Here is a 22,999-nt window from a genome sequence, read left to right on the forward strand (position 1 = left end):
TATTTTGTTACAAATATTATGTCTTTTCATTCCCATAATTGCTGCCTTTTTTATGCCTTTTCTCTTTAAGAAGATTAGAAATGTACATACTGGCTGGTTTGTTTTAATAGTTCCACTGTTTCTAGTTGTCTATTATTCAACATTTATACCTGCAGTTTCAAAGGGCGAAACAGTAATTGAGCAATTAAGTTGGATTCCATCACTTGGTATTTCCTTTGTATCCTATATTGATGGGTTAAGTTTATTATTTTCATTATTAATATCAGGAATTGGAGCATTAGTTGTTCTTTACTCAATCTTTTATTTAAATCGTAAAAAAGAACAACTTCATAATTTCTATATTTACTTATTAATCTTTATGTCAGCGATGTTAGGCGTAGTGCAATCTGATAATATGATTACCTTATATTTCTTCTGGGAACTAACGTCTATTTCATCTTTCTTATTAATTGGATATTGGTTTAATCGTGATAAATCACGTTTTGGAGCCCTTAAGTCAATGATGATTACAGTCGCTGGTGGAATGCTTATGCTCGGAGGATTTGTTCTACTTTCTTTAATGGGAGGAACATTTTCTATTCGTGCTTTAATTGAACAAGCACCACAGCTAGCAACTAATGATTTATTTATTGTTGCACTTGTCTTGATTTTATTAGGTGCGTTTACAAAGTCTGCTCAATTTCCATTTTATATTTGGTTACCAGATGCAATGGAAGCGCCAACACCTGTCAGCGCATATTTACATTCTGCAACGATGGTTAAGGCGGGTATTTATTTAGTTGCACGATTTACACCAATATTCGCCTTATCTGAAGTTTGGGTATGGTTAGTAGCAGGAATTGGTTTGTTAACACTATTCTGGGGTTCATTCTTCGCATTGAAACAAACAGACTTAAAAGGAATTCTTGCGTTTTCAACGGTGAGTCAATTAGGTTTAATTATGTCATTACTTGGTGTTAGTGCAATCGCTTATCATATTGACGGAGCAGAAGATACTGTATTTAAATATGCAGCATTTGCAGCGATTTTCCATCTAATTAACCACGCTACGTTTAAAGGAAGTTTGTTCATGATTGCAGGTATTGTCGATCATGAAACAGGCACTCGTGATATCCGTAAACTAGGTGGACTAATGAGCCTGATGCCTGTAAGTTTTACAGTTGCTTTAATAGGAAGCTTTTCAATGGCAGGTTTACCACCGTTTAATGGCTTCTTAAGCAAAGAGATGTTCTTAACTGCTATGCTTTCGGTTACTGAATTTGATTTATTTAATTTCTCGACATGGGGACCTCTATTCCCAATTATCGCTTGGGTTGCAAGTGTGTTCACATTTATTTATAGCTTTTACTTTGTATTTAAGACATTTACAGGAAAACTTAATGTTGATCAATTACCTACTAAGCCACATGAAGCGCCAATTGGTATGTTAATCTCACCTGTGCTCTTAGCTGGCCTTGTTGTTACAATATTCTTTATTCCTAATATTGTAACGGATACGTTTGTTAAACCAGCTGTAGTTGCTATTCAACCATTCTTATATTCTAGTCCTTATGATGTGAATATTCATGTTTCGGCTTGGCATGGCCCTACAACTGAATTGTATATGACTATTGGTATTGTTGTCGTAGGTTTATTATTATTCTTAACATTATCGAAGTGGCAAAAACTATATAGTGCACTACCAGAACGTTTTACTCTTAATCGTTTATATGACTTCACAATTAATGAATTATTAGGTTCTTGGATGACACGTTTTTCAAAATTATATATGACAGGTTCTATTCGTAAATACTTAGCTTATATGTTTACAGCGATTCCTGTAATCGTCATCGGAACACTAATTGTAAAAAATGCATTTGCATTTAAATTTGAAGGTTCCTCACCAATTCATTTATATGAAATAATTCTTATTTTAGTGTTGGTTATTGGAACAATTACTACAGTCTTTGCTAGATCGCGTATTACTTCAATTATTGCATTAGGTGCAGTTGGCTATACAGTTTCACTATTCTTTGTCATATTTAACGCACCTGATTTAGCACTAACACAACTTGTAATAGAAACGATATCGGTAGCATTATTCTTGATGGCATTTTACCACTTACCAAAATTTTCAAAAGTGGAAGAACGTACTCGTTTCAAATTTGGTAGAGCCTTTGTATCAATTGCTGTTGGGATAATGGTGACTCTTGTTGCATTATCAAGTCACTCGCAGAAGTTTATAGAATCTATTTCATCTTACTACAAAGAAACAGTCTATTCTGAAGCAGGTGGAGGAAATATCGTAAACGTTATTTTAGTTGATTACCGTGGATTTGATACTTTGTTTGAAATAGCTGTACTAGCTATTGCAGGTATATCAATATTCGCAATGATTAAATTACGTTTAAGCAGAAAGGAGAAAAATTATGAAAGTAAATAACGTCATATTGCAGTTCACTGCAAAAATCGTCTTTTTCATTATTTTCTTCTTCGCTATCCATATTTTCTTTGCTGGACATTATACACCAGGTGGCGGATTTGTTGGAGGCCTTGTAACAGCAAGTGCAATTGTATTATTAATTATTGCCTTTGATTTAAACACTGTTCAACGCCTTCTTCCAATAAACTATGTTTACTTAGTTGCAATTGGTTTGATCTTAGCTTTAGGAACAGCTGCAATTTCAATGTTTGTTGATCAGCCGTTCTTTACACACTTTTTTGATTATTTCTATTTACCTTTGTTCGGAAAAACATCGCTCCATACTGCAGCTTTGTTCGATTTAGGTGTCTATCTGGTTGTTGTTGGTGTTACGATGACCATTATTCAAACGATAGGGGATGATGAATAATGGAAATTATTATGGCATTCGTTTGTGGATTTTTATTTATGTCCGCGATTTACTTAATTCTCTCAAGAAGTTTATTAAGAATTATTATTGGAACTGGACTATTAAGTCATGGTGCTCACCTACTCATTATTACTATGGGTGGATTTGGAGGAAATAACCCTCCTGTGTTAGCGGATGGTGTTACAGAATATGTTGACCCACTTCCACAAGCGTTAATCTTAACAGCTATTGTTATTAGTTTTGGTGTAACTGCATTCTTTCTAGTGTTGGCATATCGCTCGTACCAAGAGTTGAAAACGGATGATATGACTCAAATGAAAGGAAGTGAAGATCATGAATAACTTTCTTTTGTTACCTATCATCATTCCATTTTTCTTTGCAATGATTTTAATGTTCGGTCAAAAGAATTTGAAATATCAACGGATTACAACAATATTAGGTTTAATAATCTCCATTATTTGCGCATTTGCTCTATTGTTTAATGTAAAAGAAAATGGTCCTCAATCATTGACACTTGGTAGTTGGCCAGTTCCGTTTGGTATTACCATGGTTTCTGATATGGTATCAGCGTTGTTAGTTTTAACAACTCTTTTAATCACTTTCTTTATCGTTTGGTATGGCTTCGGTTCTATCGGCAAAGAACGTGAACGTTTCTTCTATTATCCTGGTGTAATGTTTATTCTTACTGGAGTTAATGGAGCATTTACAACAGGTGATATTTTTAACTTGTTTGTATTTTTTGAGGTTCTCTTAATGGCTTCTTACTTACTTATTGTTCTTGGTGGCGAAAAGGCTCAACTTAGAGAATCTATTAAATATATATTAGTGAATGTAATATCTTCTGCATTATTCGTTATTACAGTTGCTTATTTATATTCTGTAGTTGGTACTTTAAATATGGCAGATATATCAGTGAAAATTACTGAAATTAACCAACCTGGAATAGTTACAGTTATTGCTGTCCTTTTCTTATTGGTATTTGGTATGAAAGCAGCAATATTCCCACTTTATTTCTGGCTACCAAATGCTTATGCAGCACCCCCAATACCAGTACTTGCTTTGTTCGGTGCTTTATTAACAAAAGTTGGGGTTTATGCAATTATGCGTACATATACGCTATTCTTTACCCATGATCTAGCCTTTACTCATGAATTACTACTTGTACTCGCTATTCTTACTATCATCGCTGGTAGTATAGGTGCACTAGCGCATTTTGATGTTAAACAGATTATCATTTATAACATCGTCATTGCTGTAGGAGTAATATTATTTGGTGTAGCCCAAATGAATGAAGTTGGTCTAGAAGGTGCAGTTTTCTATTTAATCCATGATATGATTATTAAAGCTGCATTGTTTATGTTGATAGGCATTGTGATTTATGTAACAGGAACGACAAACCTAAAGAAAATGGGCGGTTTAATGAAAAATTATCCGTCACTTGGTTGGTTTTATTTAATCGCTGCTCTAGGGTTAGCTGGAGTACCACCTTTAAGTGGTTTTATTGGTAAGCTTTTGATTATTCAGGGAGGCTTCCAAGCAGGAAATACTTGGTCGAGTATTTTTATATTAGCCTCTAGTATAGTTGTTTTATTGTCAGTAATTCGAATCTTTATCTATGCATTTTGGGGTGAACAAGGACAGGTTTCAAACAATATCAATAAAACAACCTTTAACATTATGTTCTTCCCTACTGTGCTCTTAGTGTTTATTTCAATTTTATATGGTGTTGGTACTGAATTCATTGTTCCGTTTATGGATGATGCAGCAAAAGTATTATCCGATCCGTCCATCTATACTGATGCAGTGTTGAAAGGAGGAAACTAATATGTCCTTTCAAATATTATTGAATATATTTTTAGCTTTCCTTTTAATGTTTTTAACATCTAACTATTCACCATCTGGTTTCGTTATAGGTTACTTATTGGGATTACTCTCAATAATTGCACTAAGAAGATTTTTTAAATATCGACTATATATAGGACGAGTTTGGGCAGTAATATTATTAATCTTTCTTTTTATAAAAGAACTGATTTTAGCCAATATTTCTGTACTGGTGCTTGTTTTAAGACCTAAATTAGAAATGCAGCCTGCCTTCTTTAAGTATGATACTGAGTTAAAAGAAGAATGGGAAATAACACTGTTATCAAGTTTAATAACATTAACCCCTGGTACAGTTGTTGTGCATGTATCAGATGATAACAAATCTCTATTTATCCATGTAATCGATAGTAACGATATTAATGAAACAATTGATTCGATTAAAAACTCCTTTGAAAAGGCAATTTTGGAGGTGTCCCGCTCATGACATATTTTATTTGGACTGCCATAGTAATTATTGCAATATCAATGGTTGCTCTTACTTATCGTGTAGTAAAAGGCCCAGCACCTTCTGATCGAGTTATCGCTTTAGATGCGCTAGGTATAACACTCATATGTATTGTTGGCTTATTTTCTATTTTAGTAGGTACTAATTTCTTCTTAGAAATTATCTTACTACTAGCTATTTTATCGTTTATTGGGACAGTAGCCTTCTCTAAATTTATAGAGAAAGGGGATATTATTACTCGTGACGATTCTCGCTAATATTCTAGTTATATTTTTTATCTCAGTTGGTCTTTTGTTTATCGTTGTAACAGTAATTGGTCTTATTCGATTACCTGATTTGTATTCAAGATCACATGCAGCTTCCAAAAGTTCAACTCTAGGTGTTATGTGTATTCTATTAGGTGTATTTTTTCACTTCTGGTTAAAGGAAGATCATTTTAACCCAGGTATTCTTTTAGGGATTGTGTTCCTATTCATCACCGGTCCGGTTGGAGCTCATATTATGAGCCGTTCTTCATATATTGCAGGAGTAAAACCTTGGTCGGGTACAGTTCGTGACGATTTAAAAGAAGAATTTAAAGGGAAAATTAAAAAAGAAAAATTATAAATAAAGAAGCACAGTAATCCCGAGCTTCTGTTACAGTTAAAACTTGATTAGTTTTTCTTTGGAGCATCTTATAGGTGCTCCTTTTATTTGGCTAAATCACACTTTGTAGTTATTTTTAACATAATAAAAAACCGAGCAAACTGATGCTCGAAATCATCCTTTAAAGTATTTATTTTCATAGTTGTTAACACACAAAAAGCGCGAACAAGTCGCGCTCTTAGCTTTAATAATATCTACGATGATGTCTTCTCGGATAGTGATAATATGGAGGGTACGGATTATATGGATAATATGGTGGTCTGTAGTAGTTTGGATAACGATAATTATCTTGGGTAAGAACATTACCTAGAAAACCGCCTAAAAACCCACCTAAAAATGGATAACCAAAACCATAACCGCCGCCCCCATAGCCGCCTCTATTATAATATGACATACTATTCCTCCTTTTCTTTAGTAACATATGTAAGAAAAGGAGGTGTAGTTATGCTGTTGCCTATTACGAAATTAGCTACTATTTAAAAACTATTTCAGCCTTGGTGTATGTCTTTGAAACGTTCTATAAATGTTGCCATTGTTCTAACCATGACACCAGTCCCACCTTTTGGACCTAAGTCATGAGCAGATTTCGCATCAGAAGTTCCGGCGATATCTAAATGAATCCACGGTGTATTTTCAACAAACTCACCAACAAATCCACCACCAAATATCATATGACCATCGCTACCTGGTGAATTGATTAAGTCAGCAACATCTGACTTCCGGATACGTTTTTTATCATTTTCTGTTAATGGCATACCCCAAACAAATTCACCTGTTTCGATGCTTGCTTCCATAAATGCATCAAAGAATGCTTCATTGTTAGATAGAGCACCTGTTTTATCATAACCTAAAGCTGTAATTACTCCGCCAGTAAGAGTTGCTACATCAATTAAGTAATTAGCACCTTGTTGTTTTGCATAAGTTACTGCATCTGCAAGTACAAGACGTCCTTCAGCATCTGAATTTAAATTTTCAACAGTTTTTCCACTATAAGTCGTAATGATATCATCTGGTTTCATGGCATCACTTGAAATCATATTATCTGTAGCACCAATTACAGCGACAACATTTTGATTTGGTTTTAGTTCGCCAACAATTCTCATTGCACCTAGAACTGCTGCAGCTCCTCCCATATCACCTTTCATGCCAACCATTCCAGTTTTTGGTTTGATAGAGTAACCACCAGTATCATAAGTTACACCTTTACCAACTAATCCAATCACTTCTTCCCAATTTTTCGTCGCTTTATATTTTAACGTAATCAGTCTTGGTTCAATAGATGATCCTTGGTTAACAGCTAAAATTGCACCCATTCCAAGTTCTTCAAGTTCAGCTTTGTTTAAAATTTCTACTTCAAAGCCGTAATCATTTGCCAATTGCACAGCATAATCTGCTAAATCTGGTGCTGTTAATAGGTTTGGTGGACGATTAACTAAGCTTCTTGCTTCATTTACTGAGTCCGCATAAACTTTACCAGTATTAAAGTTTGAAACGACATCATTGATATCTGATTCTGTCACAAACTCTACAGTTTCAATATACGTATCTGGTTCATTTGACGTTGTTTTATAATGAGGAACTGTATAATATCCCATTCCAATTCCTTGAGCTGATAAAAATGCAATTTCCTTTTCATCTATTGGTGCTGCTGTAAATGATTCTAACCAAATTGAAACGTTTGTTGCTTTTAATTTTTTTAATTCTTTCCCTACCAATCCAAATGTTTCTCTCAGGTTTTGGCGAGTTAACGTTTTTTGGTCACCCAATCCCACAAATAAAATTCTTTTTAAATTTGCGTTTTGAGTATTCAAAGGAATTTTAGTTAGTTTTTTTGAGTTTGTTTCAATATCACCTGATTTGATCCATTCATCAATAGCAGTTCCAAAGTAGGAAATAAATTGTTCCCATCCCTTCACTTGATTGGAATTTTTCCTTACACCTACAATTAATAATTCAGATGTAGCGTTTTCGAATGTTTTCGTGTCTTTTATAATATTTTTCATTTTGACATCCTCCCCTTGTACCTATTTTATAACAAAATTTAAATTTACAATATTGATAAGTAAATTTAATTTAGAATCCGTTTTTTCTTCTGAGATAATTATGCTATACTTTACTCTATATAATTAAGAAAGGTAGGGATTTTTCGCTTTGGCATTATTACAGAATACACCTTTACTTTTAGCACTATTTTCTATTCTGTTTGCACAATTCATCAAAGTTCCTATTCATTTCGTTTTAACGAAACAGGTGAATTGGTCGTTATTAAATTCTACAGGAGGTATGCCAAGCTCCCATTCAGCAGCTGTAACTAGTTTAGCAACTGCAGTTGGGTTTGAAACCGGCTTAGGCTCCCCTACCTTTGCAGTAGCAGCAATGTTTGCAGGTATTGTTATGTATGATGCTAGTGGTGTACGTTACCAAGCAGGACAGCATGCTGCAGCACTAAACCAAATTCGAGACGACTTAGCTGTTTTTTTTAGAGAGATCTCTAGATGGCCAGATAAATCCGAAGACGAAAAACATGAAGAATTGAAAACCTTGTTAGGACACAAACCTAGCGAAGTATTATCTGGTGCTGTTACAGGTATATTAATCGCAATCATTTATTACAATTTTATAGGGTAAAAAAAGTGCCATCGAATCTATCGATAGCACTTTTTTTATTAGAACATTCGGTATCCACTTTTTCGTAAAAACAAGATAACAATACCAGCAACAATCGCTCCTGCAAATCCTCCAGTTAAAATCGCAATATCAACGATTTGTAATGAAAGTATTTTATCCCATAACGCAGGAAAAGCCGTTCCTGCCTTAAATATGTAATCTAAGAAACTTACTTCATCAATGATAAAAATTACAACGATTGGGTAAAGAATTGCCATGAGCCACGTCATGCGAAGTAGCATGTTTAATAGGAATCCAATACCAAAGAACATAACAAAAAATAGTACAACCGATATGATTAACTGTACTATAGAAACTGAACCGCTCATATTTATGTATACCTCCGATTTTCTCATAACTAGTGTAACCTATATAGGTTACGCTTTCAAATAGAAAAGTAGTGAAAGAATGGTCACAAAAGTCCTTTTGTGACCATTCTTTTGCGACGAGCAGCTACCGCAGCGCAGGAGCAAAATGATCTAATCTATAATTACTTGTCCCATTTCAAATTAGAAATTATTTACCCGACGAAATCCGGATACGACATAATTAAAATTATGTGCAAGCTTCGCATAATTCCAGTTAAGTCGTAGGTTAATTGTGGTAATTATCAATATCGAACATTTCATTAAACAACATGAAAAAAGCTAGCGGCCCACAATATGTGAACGCCAGCTTAATAGATTACACCGCTTTGATTGCCTTACCATTTACAAATCTACCTGACCCGTTTCAAACATTTTCAACACAATAAATAAGCTCAATAAATTAAAAGTAGGCTCGGTCAATTTTAATAAATTATGAATCTATGGTTGTTTGTATGCACCAAGTAAAATTTGATTATTACTACAAAATACTAAAAAATTCGACATACTATATTCCTTTATTGAAAAATAGTTTATAGGTTGAATATTCGAATACATCTCCGGGATTAATATCTTCTCTCTTATTTAGTTGGTGTTTGAACAGATCGTGGCTAGCCATTTCTTGTAACATGACAGAGGCTTCCCCTCCATTGACTAGTTCTTCAACAGTTAACCATTTCACCTCTGAAATTTCTTTTTCTTGGATTTTGATAGTTTGGTTGCAATCGATCGGTTGGCAATAAAAAATTGCCATATTATCACTGATATCTTGTCTAATAACTCCCGTCCGCAAACCAATTAACCCTGTCACTTCACAATCAATTCCAGTTTCCTCTTTTACTTCACGTACCACAGCTTCGTCAGCAGTTTCACCAAATTGCACAAAACCTGCAGGTAATGACCATATTCCTTTTAAGCCACTATATGTCTTTTTAACGACGAGCCATTTCCCTTCAGAATTAATTACAATCCCTGCTACTCCAAGCCAAACTTTCCCTCGTTCAGTCCTCATCATAATCCCCCTTCACTCAAAACTTCCTATATTTATTATACAGTTTACGGTATTTGTTCAAAAACTGCATTTCGTTTATACAAAAAAAAGCCTCCTTAATTCATCATGTTTAAAAACATCACAAATCAAAGAGACCTAGTATTTACAACCTTTTTTTCCTTCGGGTTGTTTATTTATAATCATTTAGGATTGAGTACACGCTAATGTCTCATTCAGATTTATTCACAAACTTCCGGATTTCCTGTAACCTTCGCAGTTCTAAATGAAGTTCCACAGCCACATGATGCAATCGCATTCGGGTTGTCGATTGTGAAACCGCCGCCCATTAATGATTGCTTATAGTCAATTTTTGTACCCATTACGATTGGTGCATCTTCACGGGAAACAAGAATTTTAATGCCGTGTTGTTCATCTATGAAATCCTGAGCTTCATCATAGTTAAAATCAAAATTCATACCATAAGATAGCCCACTACATCCTCCACCATGTACAAGGACACGTAAATATGACCCTTGCTCTTCATTATGCTCTTGCATTTCCTTAATACGGAATGATGCCGCTTCTGTTAAATCAATTACCTTCTTTTCACTTGTCATCCCAGTCACCTTCCTTCTCTTGCTACATATATGATAACAATTATATACTTATTAATTCAACAATACTGCTTTTTGAAAAATATAGGTATTTTGTTCCGCAAACAATTAACGATAGCTGTTATAATAGTCTTACAGATTTAACAAGAGGAGTGTAAAGCATCATGGAAATTACACCGTTCTATGAAAAGCAAATTGTTTGTATTAACTGTAATAAAAAATTCCCTTCAAACAAAGTGCGTACAAAATTTATTAAAATTGACCATACAGAATCCGATTTCCGGCCAATTTACAGTGATTCTAAAGTCAATGCATTATTTTACAATGTATTTGTCTGTGAGCATTGTGGGTTTTCCTTTACAGAAGACTTTACGAAATATTTCGCTCCTGGAGTTCGTGAGGTCATTCAGGAACAAATTACAAAGAAATGGATCCAACACAATTTTAATGGTGAACGAACGATTTCTCAAGCAATCCAAGCATTTAAACTAGCATTGTTATCCGGAACGTTTAAAAAAGAAAAATTTGTTTCACTAGCAGGAATAGCACTGAGGCTTGCTTGGATGTACCGTTCATTAGAAAACGAAGATCAAGAAATGCGCTTTATGAAAATGGCCCGCGATTATTACATTGAATCTTTCTCTGTTGAAGATTACGAAGGAACCCAAATGTCCAGTGTTCGAATTATGTACATGATTGCAGAGCTTTCTAGACGCATTAATGATTTAGAAAATGCAACACGGTTTTTCTCCAAAGTTATTGAAAAACAAAGTATTGGTGGAGAGGCAAAATTAATCGATATGGCGAAGGACCAATGGCAACTAGTCAGAGAAGAACGTGAGAGATTGAGAGAAGAAGTTTAAATGAAAAAAGCTGCCTAATTGATTTCAATTAGACAGCACTTCGTAATGTTAGAATACTTGCTCTACTTCAATAATGCCAGGTACTTCTTCTAAAAGAGCACGTTCAATACCAGCTTTTAATGTGATTGTAGAACTAGGGCAGCTACCGCATGCTCCTAGAAGGCGTAAACGTACAATTCCATCTTCTACATCTACTAATTCACAGTCTCCCCCATCGCGTAATAAGAATGGGCGTAATTTATCTAAAACTTCTTGCACTTGTTGTTTTTGTTCTAATTCTGTCATTTCCCTCGACTCCTTTCATTAAAATCATTATAATGTGAAGAAGTGAAAAAATCCAATAGTTAAGTTAGAAAGGTTGTTAGATTGATTATGGAAAATAAACCTTTAATTGAAGTGTTTGGAGCAGATATTCTTTGTGCAAGTTGTGTCAATGCACCATCTTCAAAAGATACATATGAGTGGTTACAGGCAGCCATTACTCGCAAATACCCAAACCATCCGTTTGTGATTCGATATATTGATATCGAACAACCACTAACCGATGAGCGTGACCAAGAGTGGGCAGAACGTATTCAAAATGATGAATTTTTCTATCCACTTGTCCTTATTAATAGCGACGTAATTGGTGAGGGCTACATTCAACTTAAACCTGTATTCAATGCATTAGAAAATCTAGGATTTGTACCAGTAGAATAAGAGAAGAAGCAGATTGCTTCTTCTTTTTTATTATTCTTTATATCGTCTGCTCTAAAGAACATCAATTGTGTGAAAAGTTTCACATTATAGATCAACTTGTCGTTTATAAAACCAAAGATAACCGGACTTCATTAATCGAGCAATACGGCCAGTTACTGCCATATCCATTACTAGTGCAAATCCTTGTTTTTTACCTAAAGAACCTAATGAGCCTTTTAGTTTAATTTCAGGCATTTTTTCTGGTAGAGGTTCATTTTTATACTTTGCTTTTAACGCTTTAACCGCATATTCAGCTTGTTCTTCGGCTAGTTGCGCACTCGGTGGTAGATTTGATGAAGCACAATCTCCAATGACATAAACATTCTCATCATTCATTAATTGAAAATATTGATTTACGATTGGTCGTCCTTTTGAATCCTTTTCAATGTCTTCCATCTCTCTAACCACTTTTACTGGTTGGACTCCAGCTGTCCACACTGCAGCATCTACAGGTATTACTTGATCATGATTATGTAAAGCGCCTTCTTCAACCTTAGTAATATTGGATTCTGCAATTACTTCCACATTATTTTTATCAAACCATGATTTAATATAGTTACTTAACTTCTCAGGGAAATCTCGTAGAATTCGATTTGAACGGTCAAATAATTTTATTTTTAAATCTGCTCTACTTTCGCGAAGTTCACTTGCTAACTCAATTCCGCTTAACCCAGCACCAATAATTCCTACTGTAGACCCTGCTGGTAAGCCACAAAGTTTTTCGAAGGTATTACGTGACTTAGCAATTGTTTGAATACTGTACGTGTATTCCGCGGCTCCAGGAACGCCATGATAATTATCTTCACACCCTAAACCGATTACTAGGTCATCATAATATATTTCTCTATCTTCATTTAAATAAACAACTTTTTCTTTCGTATCAATTTTCGTAATTTCACCAAATACTCTTTGAAGTCTAGGATGCTCTGGAAAATCTACACGAACCTCTCTGTCTGTTGATGTTCCTGCAGCTAACGCATAAAATTCTGTTTTCAAACTATGAAATGGTGTACGATCTACTAATGTAATCATAGTATCTTCTGGGAAGTTATTTGGTAATAATCGAAGTAACATTCGCATATTGCCATAACCTCCACCCAATAAAACTAAGTTCTTCATATAACTCTCCCTTATCTTTGTGAAGTTCACAAATAATACAAATTTGAGTATATCTCATTGTGATGCTTTTCACAATATCTTTTGTGAAAAATTTCACAAAAGAGGTTTATCAGTGTTCTCCTTCATGAACTTGAGGTTTTTATTAGTTAGATAGACCTACAATTTGTTTTGGCAATCTTCGAATGTATAAGGTGATGTTAATAAAGGATAAAACTGATAGATTGACGAAATTTAAAAAACAGAGTAGCATTTTGATGAGGTGAACTCCATTGAATCCACTAGTAGAATTTTGTATTAGTAATCTAGCAAACGGTGCACAAGAAACCTATGATATATTAGAAAACGATCCAAATGTCGACGTGCTTGAATATGGTTGTTTAAGTTACTGTTCTGTTTGTGATAGCACTTTATATGCACTCGTTAACGGTGATATTGTGGAAGCAGATACACCTGAAGAGTTAACGAAAAAGATTTATCAATATATAGAGGAAAATCCTCTTTTCTAAATAAAGGACGATTCGAAAATTAGTTACTTTTTTCGAATCGTCTTTTAATTTATTATATGAGGGATGCGGGTTAAGGGACACTATCTTTCGAAATCCTAAGGAATTGTCTAGTAAATGCGATTTACTGGACAAAACTTTTGGATATCCCGAAAAGGTGTCTAGTAATGAGGGGTTACTAGACAATAAATTTAGAAATCCCAAGTAAATGTCTCATAGAGGCGCTTCTACTAGACAGTACCACCACGATTTTCACGCCAACTGTCTCATAGAACACTTCTACTAGACAATACCGCCTGCGAATTCCTTCCAAATGTCTCATAGAACCCTTCTACTAGACAGAACAGCCTGCGAATTCCTTCCAAACGTCTCATAGAACCCTTCTACTAGACAGAACAGCCTGCGAATTCCTTCCAAATGTCTCATAGTACCCTTCTACTAGACAGAACAGCCTGCGAATTCCTTCCAAACGTCTCATAGAACCCTTCTACTAGACAGAACAGCCTGCGAATTCCTTCCAAATGTCTCATAGTACCCTTCTACTAGACAGAACAGCCTGCGAATTCCTTCCAAACGTCTCATAGAACCCTTCTACTAGACAGTACCGCCTTGATTCTCACTCCAAATGTCTCATAGAACCCTTCTACTAGACAGAACAGCCTGCGAATTCCTTCCAAACGTCTCATAGAACCCTTCTACTAGACAGTACAGCCTGCGAATTCCTTCCAAATGTCTCATAGAACGCTTCTACTAGACAGTTCAGCCTGCGAATTCACTCCAAATGTCTCATAGAACCCTTCTACTAGACAGTTCAGCCTGCGAATTCACTCCAAATGTCTCATAGAACCCCTCTACTAGACAGTACAGCCTGCGAATTCACTCCAAATGTCTCATAGAACCCTTCTACTAGACAATACCGCCAAAATTTCCCTTCCAATTGTCTCATAGATCGTCCATCTTCTTTACAGCTCTACCTCATCCAAATCCGCAACACAATACGTCGGTATTGCATCTTTCTCCAAGGCAACTTCAGTGCTTGTCACACCTGTATTTACATGAATAGTGTCACATCCAAAACGAACCCCGCACAAAATATCTGTATCATAATTGTCTCCAATCATGACCATATCTTCTTTATCATAGCCATATTCTTCTTGGATTACTTCTAACATGACTGGTGAAGGCTTTCCGATAAACATTGGCTCTACACCGGCAACACCAGCAACTAACCGCACAAACGAGCCGTTTCCTGGTAAGAAGCCAAGTTCAGTTGGGAATTTTATATCTTCATTTGTCCCGATTAATTTTGCTCCATTTTGTACAGCCATGCTTGCCTTAGCCAGCTTCATATAATCCACTGCTCGGTCGATCCCCATGACTACAACATCTACTTCAGATTCATTGGAAATAGTGATTCCTTCTTCTTTAAAAGCGGTTTCTAATCCCTCAGAACCAATCATATAAACTTTTGCTTCTTTGTAATTTTGCGCCACGTATTTTGCAGTAGTTATGGCACTTGAAAAGATTCTAGAGCGATCTGTTTCAATCCCAATATCACCCAAAGCTTGTTGTAATTGTGATGGAGTTTTCGAAGAATTGTTTGTAATAAAGTAATATTCAAGCCCTTTTTCTTGCAGACGATGAACAAAACGAACTGCAGATTGAATTCCTTCTTTCCCTCTATACACAGTTCCATCTAAATCAAAACAATAGGCTTTATAAGTTTTCATTCATGATTCTCCGGTAAAAACGCTGAAACTGGTCCTAGTTCATTCTCAAGATAATTTTTTACATAGTCAGAGAACTTCGCTAAACTTGCTACATTTTCATTTAACGCTTGTAATATTAATTCATTATCTACTTCGACAAACTCTCTAACTAACATTTTACGAAGAGCAACCACTTCTTTTAAAGGTTGTTCCATTTCTGTTGGGATTACTTTTTCATCAAGTAAAATATCTATAATATCATCATAACTTCCAGGATCTCTCATGATAAATCCATCAATAATTAAATTCCCCACATCCATTAAAGATTCAATTGTATTATGTCCAATTCTTTGTAGCGCAAGCTTTGAAACTTCATTATTTAACCAATCATTGGAACCTTCAAATAAGTTTAATAGTTCATCCAAATGATTTAATGTTGTGATAATTTTATTACGATCGACAAAATACATGTCATGTTGCCCCCATTCAATCAATTAAGTTGATAGTCGTTTCTTTTTTATAGTACCATATTCTTATGAATTGGGAGGAATAAAACAGAATGGAACGTTTTTTCTTATATGATGACACAGAAGATACAAAAACAAGATTTGTTAGTTTTACTGGAAAATTAATTCGTTATGATTTAGCTATTGTTCAATCAAGACGATTCTTCGGAAAAGTTCTCGTTTTGGATATGCAATCAAGTCGATTTGCGATTATCGGTCCAGATGATTTAGATGAACCAGGTTATTTAGAATATGTTTACAATAAAACCGAAGAAGAAGCAGAAGATTTACGTGAATATTTAACAGAATTACTAGCCTAAAAGAAAAGGACCTTTCTCCAATAGAGTTAGGTCCTTTTACTTTTACTATTTAAACTTGGGCTTGCTTTTCAATATCTTGAGATTTAGTATTCTCATTGCTTTCAACTTTAGATGGTACCTCTACTTGACGAGGTGCTCTACCAACCTTTTTCAAGATAAAATAGGCACAGCCAAAATTACAGTACTCATATAAGTAGTCTTCAAACGAGCTGATTTTAGTATCAAATGTAGATTTTTGATTACGGTCATCGAAGAACCCTTTCATTCGTAATTGGCCATAACCCCAATCTCCAACAATATAATCATATTTAGCTAATACATCAGAGTAGCGTGCTAAAAATACATCTTCTTGAAAACCATCACGGACATTTTCTATTATTTCATAAGCAAATCCATCTGCGATAATCATCGAATTCCCCCTTTTTCAGCAGCACTACATTTTATCCTTCAAATTGAAGTTGTCTGTTTTTCGTTGCTTCATTTACTTGTTCGTCTGCATGATAACTACTACGTACTAAAGGGCCCGCCTGACAATGTTTGAAACCTTTTTCCATCGCAATTTTGCGCAATTTACCGAATTCTATCGGTGAATAATATTTTTTGACAGGAAGATGCTTTTTAGTTGGTTGTAAATATTGACCGATAGTCATAATATCCACATCATTTGCACGTAAATCGTCCATTACTTCTAAAATTTCATCCCAAGTTTCTCCAAGGCCAATCATTAATGATGATTTAGTAGGAACTTCAGGTTGCATTTCTTTTGCACGACGTAAAAATTCTAACGAACGATCATACTTCGCACGAGCACGAACTCTTGGCGTAAGACGGCGAACTGTTTCGATATTATGATTTAAAATATCTGGCTTCGCATCCATTACCATCTGTAAATTTTCTTCAATCCCACCTAAATCAGATGGTAAAACCTCTACAGAAGTTTGAGGTGACTTACGACGAATGGCACGGATTGTTTCAGCTAAGATGCCAGCGCCACCATCTTTTAAATCGTCACGTGCTACCATTGTAATAACAACGTGCTTTAAATTCATGATCTCTACTGAATCCGCAACGCGTTCTGGTTCTGCTGTGTCCAATTCGTTTGGTAAGCCTGTTTTTACCGCACAGAAGCGACAAGCACGTGTACAAACTGCGCCCAGAATCATCATTGTTGCAGTTCTACGTTCACCCCAACATTCATGGATATTCGGGCAACGAGCTTCCTCACAAACCGTATTAAGATTATTTTCACGCATTAACTTTTTTAAGCCTTTATATTCATCATTTGTATTTAACTTTATTTTCAACCAATCTGGTTTACGTAAAATTTCGTCTTTATTGCCAACTGTCATTGTTATTCTCCTTTTCATATTGCGACTGTCGCAAATACCCTTCGTAGTAAGCCTCAAAAACTCCGCAATTGCGAAAGCTTTTTGTCGCAGTTAAAAATTTCTACAAATTCTACTAAATGAAGTTAAAGCATATGTTGTCAATTTAACATATTAAAACTATTGTAACAATTATCTCACTTCCATTGTACAATAATGTCATAATTTTTAGGGAATTAATTTGGATCTCCTGGTAATGGCACTGGTACCTCTATAGATGGTTGTGCACCGTCTCCCCCACCTGACCAAATATGTGGAACTGGACTTTGCACAAGGCCGATTGCAACAGGAATATATTGTTCAACAGTGGCTGTCTTACTAGCGAATGGTACAATAATTTGAACATTTACATTTATTTGTATCCCTACTTCTACTTTTGCATTATTAATGCCAAACTCAGTAATATCAGAAATAATATTACTACTTACATTTCCGATTATATGGAAACGAATGGGTATTTTTGGTCCTAAGTTCCCTAAAATAGGAAGGTTAAGCGCTTGGCCTAATGGAACAAAAAAGACAATCCCATCACCGGCTTCCATACTCCCAACATCATACTGAACATTTTCTAATTCAGGTAGATGACTTAAATCCCCTTGCTCTGCTTCTTGCAAATGCAACTTTACTAAACTTACTATTTCAGCTCTTTCTTTATTGATAATCTCTGTATTGAACTTCGTTGTTACCATTTCATTTGAATTGGTTGGTACATTTTCAATCACTTCATGTACGTTCATAACCGTTTTTGCACTAATTGCACGACTAACAACATGCGAGGCAATTTTATAGGTTTGAATTTCTGCGTAATCTAAATAGACAGGTAATAACCGATCATTTACATAAAATAAAAATAATATGATACATGCAATGAAACTTAAAAGGAAAATTGCTATTTTGTTCGATTTTCCTGATTTCCTCGCATGATATTTTCTTTTCGTTCCACGGGAAAACATATTGTTCGGCGGCCTTCGAGAAAACAAAAAATCTCCTCCTATTCTATAAAATATGAACAGGAGGAGAGTTCTATTCGACAGCTGCAAGGTAATCGGGTTCAATCTTTTCAATCAAAACTTGAGGGTGTTCTTCTAGATTAATCATATATGTAGATTTTACTAGCGTATTATTTTCTTCAAAAATACGAACTAATGGAAGCGATGAATTGTTTAGATTTTGTTTTGCTACTACACCTCTTCTGCCATCTGTTAGCAAAACAATCGTTCCATTTGGATAATGCACAATACATCGTTTGAAGGCTTCCACGCACTTTTTATCGAATATTTTCCCGCTGCCAGATTCAATAAGTTGAACCCCTTCAGAAGGAAGCATTTTATTTCTATAAACACGATCAGATGTTACTGCATCAAATACATCTGCTATTGCAAGTATTTTTGCATATGGATGAATATCTTTTTCAACAAGTCCTCGAGGATAACCGCTTCCATCAAGTCTTTCATGATGCTGAAATGCACAATGCGCAACTAATAAAGAAATGGAATGTAAGTTTCTTAATATATCAAAACCAAACGTTGTATGCTGCTTCATCGTCTCAAATTCTTCATCGGTTAATCGCCCTGGTTTAAATAAAATACTAGTTGGTATTTGCAATTTCCCAACATCATGTAACATTGCACCAATTCCGATTAATTTCAACTCTTTATGGGGGTACCCAAGTTCTTTTGCAATTGCTAGGGAGTATAGTGTCACTTGGAAAGAATGCTGATATAAGTACTCGTCATATAAAAAGGAATCTGTTATGATTGTTAACATTTCTTTACTATTTAAAATAGAATCTAACAATTCATCAACGAGTTTTCCTATTTCTGATGATTGTTGGTCCAGAATATAGCTCGCTTTCTTTCCCTCAACCCCTTTTAGCTTTTTAAAAGATTCTGTAATTTTTTTTACTGCACCCAATCTTTTTTGAACTGGGATCGATTCACGAACTTCAATGCCTTTTGAGATTTTGTCCTCAATGTACACATATTTAATATTTAATTGTTTTAATCGATTAATAATTTGCTGTGATACAACTACATCTTTCTGAATTAATGGCCGACCTGATTCGTTCCAAATCGTATTTGCGATTATCATTCCTGGTTGTAGTACATCGAGTGAAATTAGTCTCATTTAGTAAAGCTCCAATCATTAGCATAAATTAGCGGATTTAAACCTTTTAGCTAAAGATGTTTTTCACCATAAGTTGATAAAATATCTCTTAAAAATAACGGTAAATAATATTTCTTTTTTGCATCTTTAAAACTAGGGAAAAAATATCCGAATGTAAACATGTCTAAGGTAGCAAGTCGATATGTTTTGTCCATATCTGCAATTTGCCCACCTATTAATAATTCGCCATCTTCATTAAGCGAGAAATGATATGTAAGTAGCTTACCGAAAATCGCTCCTCTAAATCCTAATCCTTTTAGTTCTAATAGAGGCCACTCATCGTTATTAGAAAGTAATAGCACTTCTTTCATTTCATTTCCGCTTAATTCTATAACACAGGCATTAATCGGGTGTGGTAATATTTTATGGATATCGTATTTTGTTACAATGCCTTTTTTTAGTCCGCCTAAAAAAATTCCTGCATTAAACATAACACAGTCTGCGCCTGTAAATTCCTGCATACATTTTGCAAATAACCTTGAGAGGTTTGAATGATGGAACCATTCTTTGTTGTATGTTTTCGATGTACGAAATACTGGTTGATTTAATAATTCCTTGCCTGTAGTAGCAAGTGATTCTACAAAATTCCCTTCCTGTTCAATCTCAGGTAAAAGGGCGTTTTCTATGACTATTTCTTCTTTTTTAATGACTATTCTTTTTTGCTGATCGAATTGTATTTGTAAATGCCCTGTATATGCCCCAAATTTCCCACATCCTGTTAGTAACACATTGTCAATCAGTTTCCCTTCTAAGAACAAATGATGAGTGTGAGATCCTAATATTACATCAATATCAGGGCATTCTTTTGCTAACAGTTCATCATCTGTAATTCCTAAATGAGATAAACATAAAACAATATCGACATGTTCTTTTAGTTGTTTGACGTTGGTTTTAATTGCTTCTTTTGGATCTTCAATGTTCCAATTTAGTTCATCATAGAAGGCCGGGAACATCGCAGTTGCACCTATTACACCAATTTTAGTTCCATATTTTGTTGTTAATATAGTATAGGGTTTAAGCCAATTAGGATCTTTCCCAGTCTTTGAATGTAAATTTACAACAATGACATCAAAATTTGCTTCATCATATAGATGGTATAAATCATCATGTTCTAAGGTGATTCCTTCATTATTACCAATTGTTACAACGTCGTATTGTGCTTCATTTAACATTTCCACATTCCCTTTACCAAGGGTTGCTTCAGTAAATATATTTGAACGATCCATATGGTCTCCAATATCTAAAAGGAAACTAGGCTGTCCTAATTTTGCAAAGGCAATTCGTTGTTCTTTAATATAATATTGCATTCTTGGCCAATACTCGAAGTGGCTATGTATATCGTTTGTATGAAAAAAATGTATTGTTTCAATCATGCTCGCCACCATCTTTCAATAATCAATTACAAAATGTCATTCTTTGTATCCGCCAGTGTTAAAATAATCCATCTAAAATAGAACGAATACCAAGCAATAATAAAATAATTCTTAAAGCAAATATAAGTGTTTCGGATTTCATCTTTTTATTTAATGAGGCTCCAATCTTTGCACCCACATATGCTCCAATAATAATAGGTATTGTATAAATCCAAGGCACATTCCCTAATGCTATGTGTGATCCCGAGTTAACAATTGATGAAAGGAAAACCATAAACATAGATGTTGCAACTGCTACGTGTGGTGGGAAATGGAATAGTAAAAGCATAGCTGGTACGATCATAGACCCGCCACCAATTCCAAATAATCCAGAAGAAAAACCTACAACAAAAGTTAATAAAAGCGCGAACCAAATTGGATAGCCGTAAATATATTCTTTCCCAGAATGATCAATAAATTGCTTCTTAGTACCATGTTCTACAAACCAATTTACTGGTTTTAGTTTATCCTTAACTAGTAATAATGTAGATAATACAATTAATAAAATACCAAAATATAAATTAAAGGAAGGTAAATCTAAAAATTGGTTGACCCATGCACCTAACATCGTTCCAGGTATACTACCTATAAAAAAGATGAACCCACTCTTGTAATCTACTGTTTTTGACTTCATATAAGATAGGGTTGATGACAATCCCGTAAAAATCATCATAATAACAGAGAGTCCTACTACGCTTTGAGGTGTTAAATCAGGAATAAACCCAAGTGAAAGTCCTATAAAAAGTGTTGCAGGAACTAATATGACTCCCCCGCCTAATCCAACAAGTGCCCCAATAATTCCTGAACAGAGTGCGATAATTGCTAATAATATAAATTCCATTACATATCCCCTTCAAAAAGATCTAATTGTTTTGGTGACAAACCACTATATTCTATATCTAACATTCTCATAAGCTGCTTCGCATTGTTCGCGGCATGGTGACCAGAATTATTATTGAATAGTACGTAAATATCTTTAGTCTGTTGCCCTAGCTCATGAATCGCCTGTACGATTTGGCTAAGTTCTTCTTCATTGTAATCATATAAAAATCTGACTTCTCGCCAGTTCTGCTGATTGCCTGCATTTCTCCAACCATGAATATTGCGACCATGTATGCGAAATAATACCTTTTCTTCCGTCGTAGACACACTTACTAGAGGTACAGATCCACTTCCCGCCTGAGGTTCATCACAAACCGAATGGATAAGACGATTATCTCTCAAAAATTGAAGCATTTCATCCCGATTTTTTTCTGAATACCATGTTTGATTTCGAAATTCGATTGCTATTGGAAACTCGCCTAGTTGTTCCTTCACATAGCGAATGTATGTTACATTTTTTCCTTGGCAATCATACCAAGGTGGAAATTGAACAAGTACCATCGCTAATTTCCCTTCTTCTTGGAAAGCTCTTGCACAAGCTCTAAAGGCTTCAAACATGTCATTACGTGTGTCAAACGGAAGTTCATCCCTTAGATGACCTGTAATTCCTTGATATGCCTTTAATACGAATTGAAAATTTGATGGTGTTTCTGCGCACCATTTCTTCACATATTGTTCTTTTGGGATGGCATAAAAGGACGTGTCAACTTCAACAATTGGAAAATGTGCACTATAGTTAAATAGCTTATCCTTTACTGTAGATGTTTCACTATATAAAGAAGGATGATCTCCCCAACCTGTTAAACCTACATATATCAAGAAACCCCTCCTTTATCAATATTTTTTTCCGGAGTAACCATCCATAGACTCCAACAGTATGATCCAGCATTTTGTTGTGACTCTATGAATCAGTGAGATGGAAAGACCAACCACTGATGGAAGTTTTACTTTATAATA

General features: G+C 34.9%; 28 protein-coding genes. 12 read left to right on the forward strand and 16 right to left on the reverse strand.

Features of this window, described 5'->3' with window-relative positions; all coding sequences use genetic code 11:
• The first annotated feature begins 4 nt into the window (after window positions 1–4).
• Genes CD29_RS11535 through mnhG form a run of 7 tightly spaced genes read left to right on the forward strand, consistent with a single transcriptional unit; the run spans window position 5 to window position 5,763 of the window.
• A complete protein-coding gene (locus tag CD29_RS11535) occupies window positions 5–2,422 on the forward strand; it encodes a Na+/H+ antiporter subunit A (RefSeq protein ID WP_036186882.1) in 2,418 nt (805 codons plus the stop codon).
• Window positions 2,409–2,831 carry a Na(+)/H(+) antiporter subunit B gene (locus CD29_RS11540; RefSeq protein WP_036186884.1) on the forward strand — a complete coding sequence of 141 codons (423 nt, stop codon included), beginning with the start codon at window positions 2,409–2,411 and terminating at the stop codon, window positions 2,829–2,831. Before CD29_RS11535 ends, CD29_RS11540 begins: the two co-directional genes overlap by 14 nt.
• The gene (locus CD29_RS11545) at window positions 2,831–3,172 is read left to right on the forward strand and encodes a Na(+)/H(+) antiporter subunit C (RefSeq protein WP_036186886.1); all 342 of its coding nucleotides are present in this window, start codon (window positions 2,831–2,833) and stop codon (window positions 3,170–3,172) included. The genes CD29_RS11540 and CD29_RS11545 overlap by 1 nt, the downstream gene beginning before the upstream one ends.
• Window positions 3,165–4,655, forward strand: coding sequence for a Na+/H+ antiporter subunit D (locus CD29_RS11550; RefSeq protein WP_036186888.1), 1,491 nt, complete (start codon window positions 3,165–3,167; stop codon window positions 4,653–4,655). Before CD29_RS11545 ends, CD29_RS11550 begins: the two co-directional genes overlap by 8 nt.
• Window position 4,656: 1 nt before the next feature.
• Window positions 4,657–5,136: a Na+/H+ antiporter subunit E gene (locus CD29_RS11555; protein WP_036186890.1), complete on the forward strand. Its 480-nt coding sequence runs from the start codon at window positions 4,657–4,659 to the stop codon at window positions 5,134–5,136.
• Complete coding sequence (locus CD29_RS11560; RefSeq protein WP_036186892.1) at window positions 5,133–5,414, forward strand: Na(+)/H(+) antiporter subunit F1; 282 nt, start codon at window positions 5,133–5,135, stop codon at window positions 5,412–5,414. Before CD29_RS11555 ends, CD29_RS11560 begins: the two co-directional genes overlap by 4 nt.
• Window positions 5,398–5,763, forward strand: coding sequence for a monovalent cation/H(+) antiporter subunit G (gene mnhG / locus CD29_RS11565; RefSeq protein ID WP_036186894.1), 366 nt, complete (start codon window positions 5,398–5,400; stop codon window positions 5,761–5,763). Before CD29_RS11560 ends, mnhG begins: the two co-directional genes overlap by 17 nt.
• 223 nt (window positions 5,764–5,986) lie before the next feature.
• Here mnhG and CD29_RS11570 read toward each other — a convergent pair whose 3' ends face one another.
• On the reverse strand, window positions 5,987–6,196 hold the full coding sequence (locus CD29_RS11570) for a hypothetical protein (protein ID WP_036186900.1): 210 nt from the start codon (window positions 6,194–6,196) through the stop codon (window positions 5,987–5,989).
• Window positions 6,197–6,290: 94 nt separating this feature from the next.
• Complete coding sequence (locus tag CD29_RS11575) at window positions 6,291–7,805, reverse strand: leucyl aminopeptidase (protein WP_036186903.1); 1,515 nt, start codon at window positions 7,803–7,805, stop codon at window positions 6,291–6,293.
• A gap of 148 nt (window positions 7,806–7,953) precedes the next feature.
• On the opposite strand from CD29_RS11575, the gene CD29_RS11580 reads away from it, so the two are divergent.
• Window positions 7,954–8,430, forward strand: coding sequence for a divergent PAP2 family protein (locus CD29_RS11580; RefSeq protein ID WP_036186905.1), 477 nt, complete (start codon window positions 7,954–7,956; stop codon window positions 8,428–8,430).
• A gap of 38 nt (window positions 8,431–8,468) precedes the next feature.
• On the opposite strand, the gene CD29_RS11585 is transcribed toward CD29_RS11580, so the two are convergent.
• From CD29_RS11585 to CD29_RS11595, 3 genes are all read right to left on the reverse strand, one after another.
• Window positions 8,469–8,798, reverse strand: coding sequence for a YuiB family protein (locus CD29_RS11585; RefSeq protein ID WP_036186907.1), 330 nt, complete (start codon window positions 8,796–8,798; stop codon window positions 8,469–8,471).
• A gap of 544 nt (window positions 8,799–9,342) precedes the next feature.
• Window positions 9,343–9,846, reverse strand: a complete 504-nt coding sequence (locus tag CD29_RS11590) for an NUDIX domain-containing protein (RefSeq protein WP_036186909.1) — start codon at window positions 9,844–9,846, stop codon at window positions 9,343–9,345.
• 218 nt (window positions 9,847–10,064) lie between these two features.
• Window positions 10,065–10,442 (reverse strand): HesB/IscA family protein, encoded by a 378-nt coding sequence (locus CD29_RS11595; protein ID WP_036186911.1) that lies wholly within the window; start codon window positions 10,440–10,442, stop codon window positions 10,065–10,067.
• Window positions 10,443–10,603: 161 nt separating this feature from the next.
• Between CD29_RS11595 and CD29_RS11600 the strand changes: the two genes are divergently transcribed.
• Entirely contained in the window at window positions 10,604–11,302 is a 699-nt protein-coding gene (locus CD29_RS11600) for a DUF2225 domain-containing protein (RefSeq protein WP_036186913.1), read from the forward strand.
• A gap of 48 nt (window positions 11,303–11,350) precedes the next feature.
• On the opposite strand, the gene CD29_RS11605 is transcribed toward CD29_RS11600, so the two are convergent.
• On the reverse strand, window positions 11,351–11,587 hold the full coding sequence (locus CD29_RS11605) for a NifU family protein (protein ID WP_036186915.1): 237 nt from the start codon (window positions 11,585–11,587) through the stop codon (window positions 11,351–11,353).
• 87 nt (window positions 11,588–11,674) lie between these two features.
• On the opposite strand from CD29_RS11605, the gene CD29_RS11610 reads away from it, so the two are divergent.
• Complete coding sequence (locus tag CD29_RS11610) at window positions 11,675–12,001, forward strand: YuzD family protein (protein ID WP_408056622.1); 327 nt, start codon at window positions 11,675–11,677, stop codon at window positions 11,999–12,001.
• Between the two features lie 84 nt (window positions 12,002–12,085).
• On the opposite strand, the gene CD29_RS11615 is transcribed toward CD29_RS11610, so the two are convergent.
• Window positions 12,086–13,159: an NAD(P)/FAD-dependent oxidoreductase gene (locus tag CD29_RS11615; protein WP_036186917.1), complete on the reverse strand. Its 1,074-nt coding sequence runs from the start codon at window positions 13,157–13,159 to the stop codon at window positions 12,086–12,088.
• Window positions 13,160–13,428: 269 nt separating this feature from the next.
• On the opposite strand from CD29_RS11615, the gene CD29_RS11620 reads away from it, so the two are divergent.
• The gene (locus tag CD29_RS11620) at window positions 13,429–13,665 is read left to right on the forward strand and encodes a YuzB family protein (RefSeq protein ID WP_036186919.1); all 237 of its coding nucleotides are present in this window, start codon (window positions 13,429–13,431) and stop codon (window positions 13,663–13,665) included.
• A 959-nt stretch (window positions 13,666–14,624) separates the two neighbouring features.
• Here the strand turns inward: CD29_RS11620 and CD29_RS11625 are convergent.
• Both CD29_RS11625 and CD29_RS11630 read right to left on the reverse strand, forming a co-directional pair.
• Window positions 14,625–15,392 (reverse strand): TIGR01457 family HAD-type hydrolase, encoded by a 768-nt coding sequence (locus tag CD29_RS11625; RefSeq protein ID WP_036186921.1) that lies wholly within the window; start codon window positions 15,390–15,392, stop codon window positions 14,625–14,627.
• Window positions 15,389–15,841, reverse strand: coding sequence for a DUF86 domain-containing protein (locus CD29_RS11630; RefSeq protein ID WP_036186923.1), 453 nt, complete (start codon window positions 15,839–15,841; stop codon window positions 15,389–15,391). The genes CD29_RS11625 and CD29_RS11630 overlap by 4 nt, the downstream gene beginning before the upstream one ends.
• 89 nt (window positions 15,842–15,930) lie before the next feature.
• Between CD29_RS11630 and CD29_RS11635 the strand changes: the two genes are divergently transcribed.
• The gene (locus tag CD29_RS11635; RefSeq protein WP_036186925.1) at window positions 15,931–16,197 is read left to right on the forward strand and encodes a DUF3055 domain-containing protein; all 267 of its coding nucleotides are present in this window, start codon (window positions 15,931–15,933) and stop codon (window positions 16,195–16,197) included.
• Between the two features lie 49 nt (window positions 16,198–16,246).
• Here CD29_RS11635 and CD29_RS11640 read toward each other — a convergent pair whose 3' ends face one another.
• The 7 genes from CD29_RS11640 to CD29_RS11670 all read right to left on the reverse strand — a co-directional run bounded on the left by CD29_RS11640 (window position 16,247) and on the right by CD29_RS11670 (window position 22,861).
• Window positions 16,247–16,606 carry a YutD family protein gene (locus CD29_RS11640; protein ID WP_036186927.1) on the reverse strand — a complete coding sequence of 120 codons (360 nt, stop codon included), beginning with the start codon at window positions 16,604–16,606 and terminating at the stop codon, window positions 16,247–16,249.
• A gap of 31 nt (window positions 16,607–16,637) precedes the next feature.
• Window positions 16,638–17,564 carry a lipoyl synthase gene (gene lipA / locus CD29_RS11645; protein ID WP_235801822.1) on the reverse strand — a complete coding sequence of 309 codons (927 nt, stop codon included), beginning with the start codon at window positions 17,562–17,564 and terminating at the stop codon, window positions 16,638–16,640.
• 194 nt (window positions 17,565–17,758) lie between these two features.
• Window positions 17,759–18,535 carry a sporulation protein YunB gene (gene yunB / locus CD29_RS11650; RefSeq protein ID WP_036186931.1) on the reverse strand — a complete coding sequence of 259 codons (777 nt, stop codon included), beginning with the start codon at window positions 18,533–18,535 and terminating at the stop codon, window positions 17,759–17,761.
• A 70-nt stretch (window positions 18,536–18,605) separates the two neighbouring features.
• Window positions 18,606–19,709 (reverse strand): HD-GYP domain-containing protein, encoded by a 1,104-nt coding sequence (locus CD29_RS11655; protein WP_036186934.1) that lies wholly within the window; start codon window positions 19,707–19,709, stop codon window positions 18,606–18,608.
• A 50-nt stretch (window positions 19,710–19,759) separates the two neighbouring features.
• Window positions 19,760–21,121, reverse strand: coding sequence for a bifunctional metallophosphatase/5'-nucleotidase (locus tag CD29_RS11660; protein WP_036186935.1), 1,362 nt, complete (start codon window positions 21,119–21,121; stop codon window positions 19,760–19,762).
• A gap of 58 nt (window positions 21,122–21,179) precedes the next feature.
• Window positions 21,180–22,001: a sulfite exporter TauE/SafE family protein gene (locus CD29_RS11665; RefSeq protein WP_036186936.1), complete on the reverse strand. Its 822-nt coding sequence runs from the start codon at window positions 21,999–22,001 to the stop codon at window positions 21,180–21,182.
• The gene (locus CD29_RS11670; protein WP_036186937.1) at window positions 22,001–22,861 is read right to left on the reverse strand and encodes a DUF72 domain-containing protein; all 861 of its coding nucleotides are present in this window, start codon (window positions 22,859–22,861) and stop codon (window positions 22,001–22,003) included. The genes CD29_RS11665 and CD29_RS11670 overlap by 1 nt, the downstream gene beginning before the upstream one ends.
• Between the last annotated feature and the right edge of the window lie 138 nt (window positions 22,862–22,999).

It is taken from the genome of Ureibacillus manganicus DSM 26584 (assembly GCF_000772945.1).
GTDB lineage: Bacteria > Bacillota > Bacilli > Bacillales_A > Planococcaceae > Ureibacillus > Ureibacillus manganicus.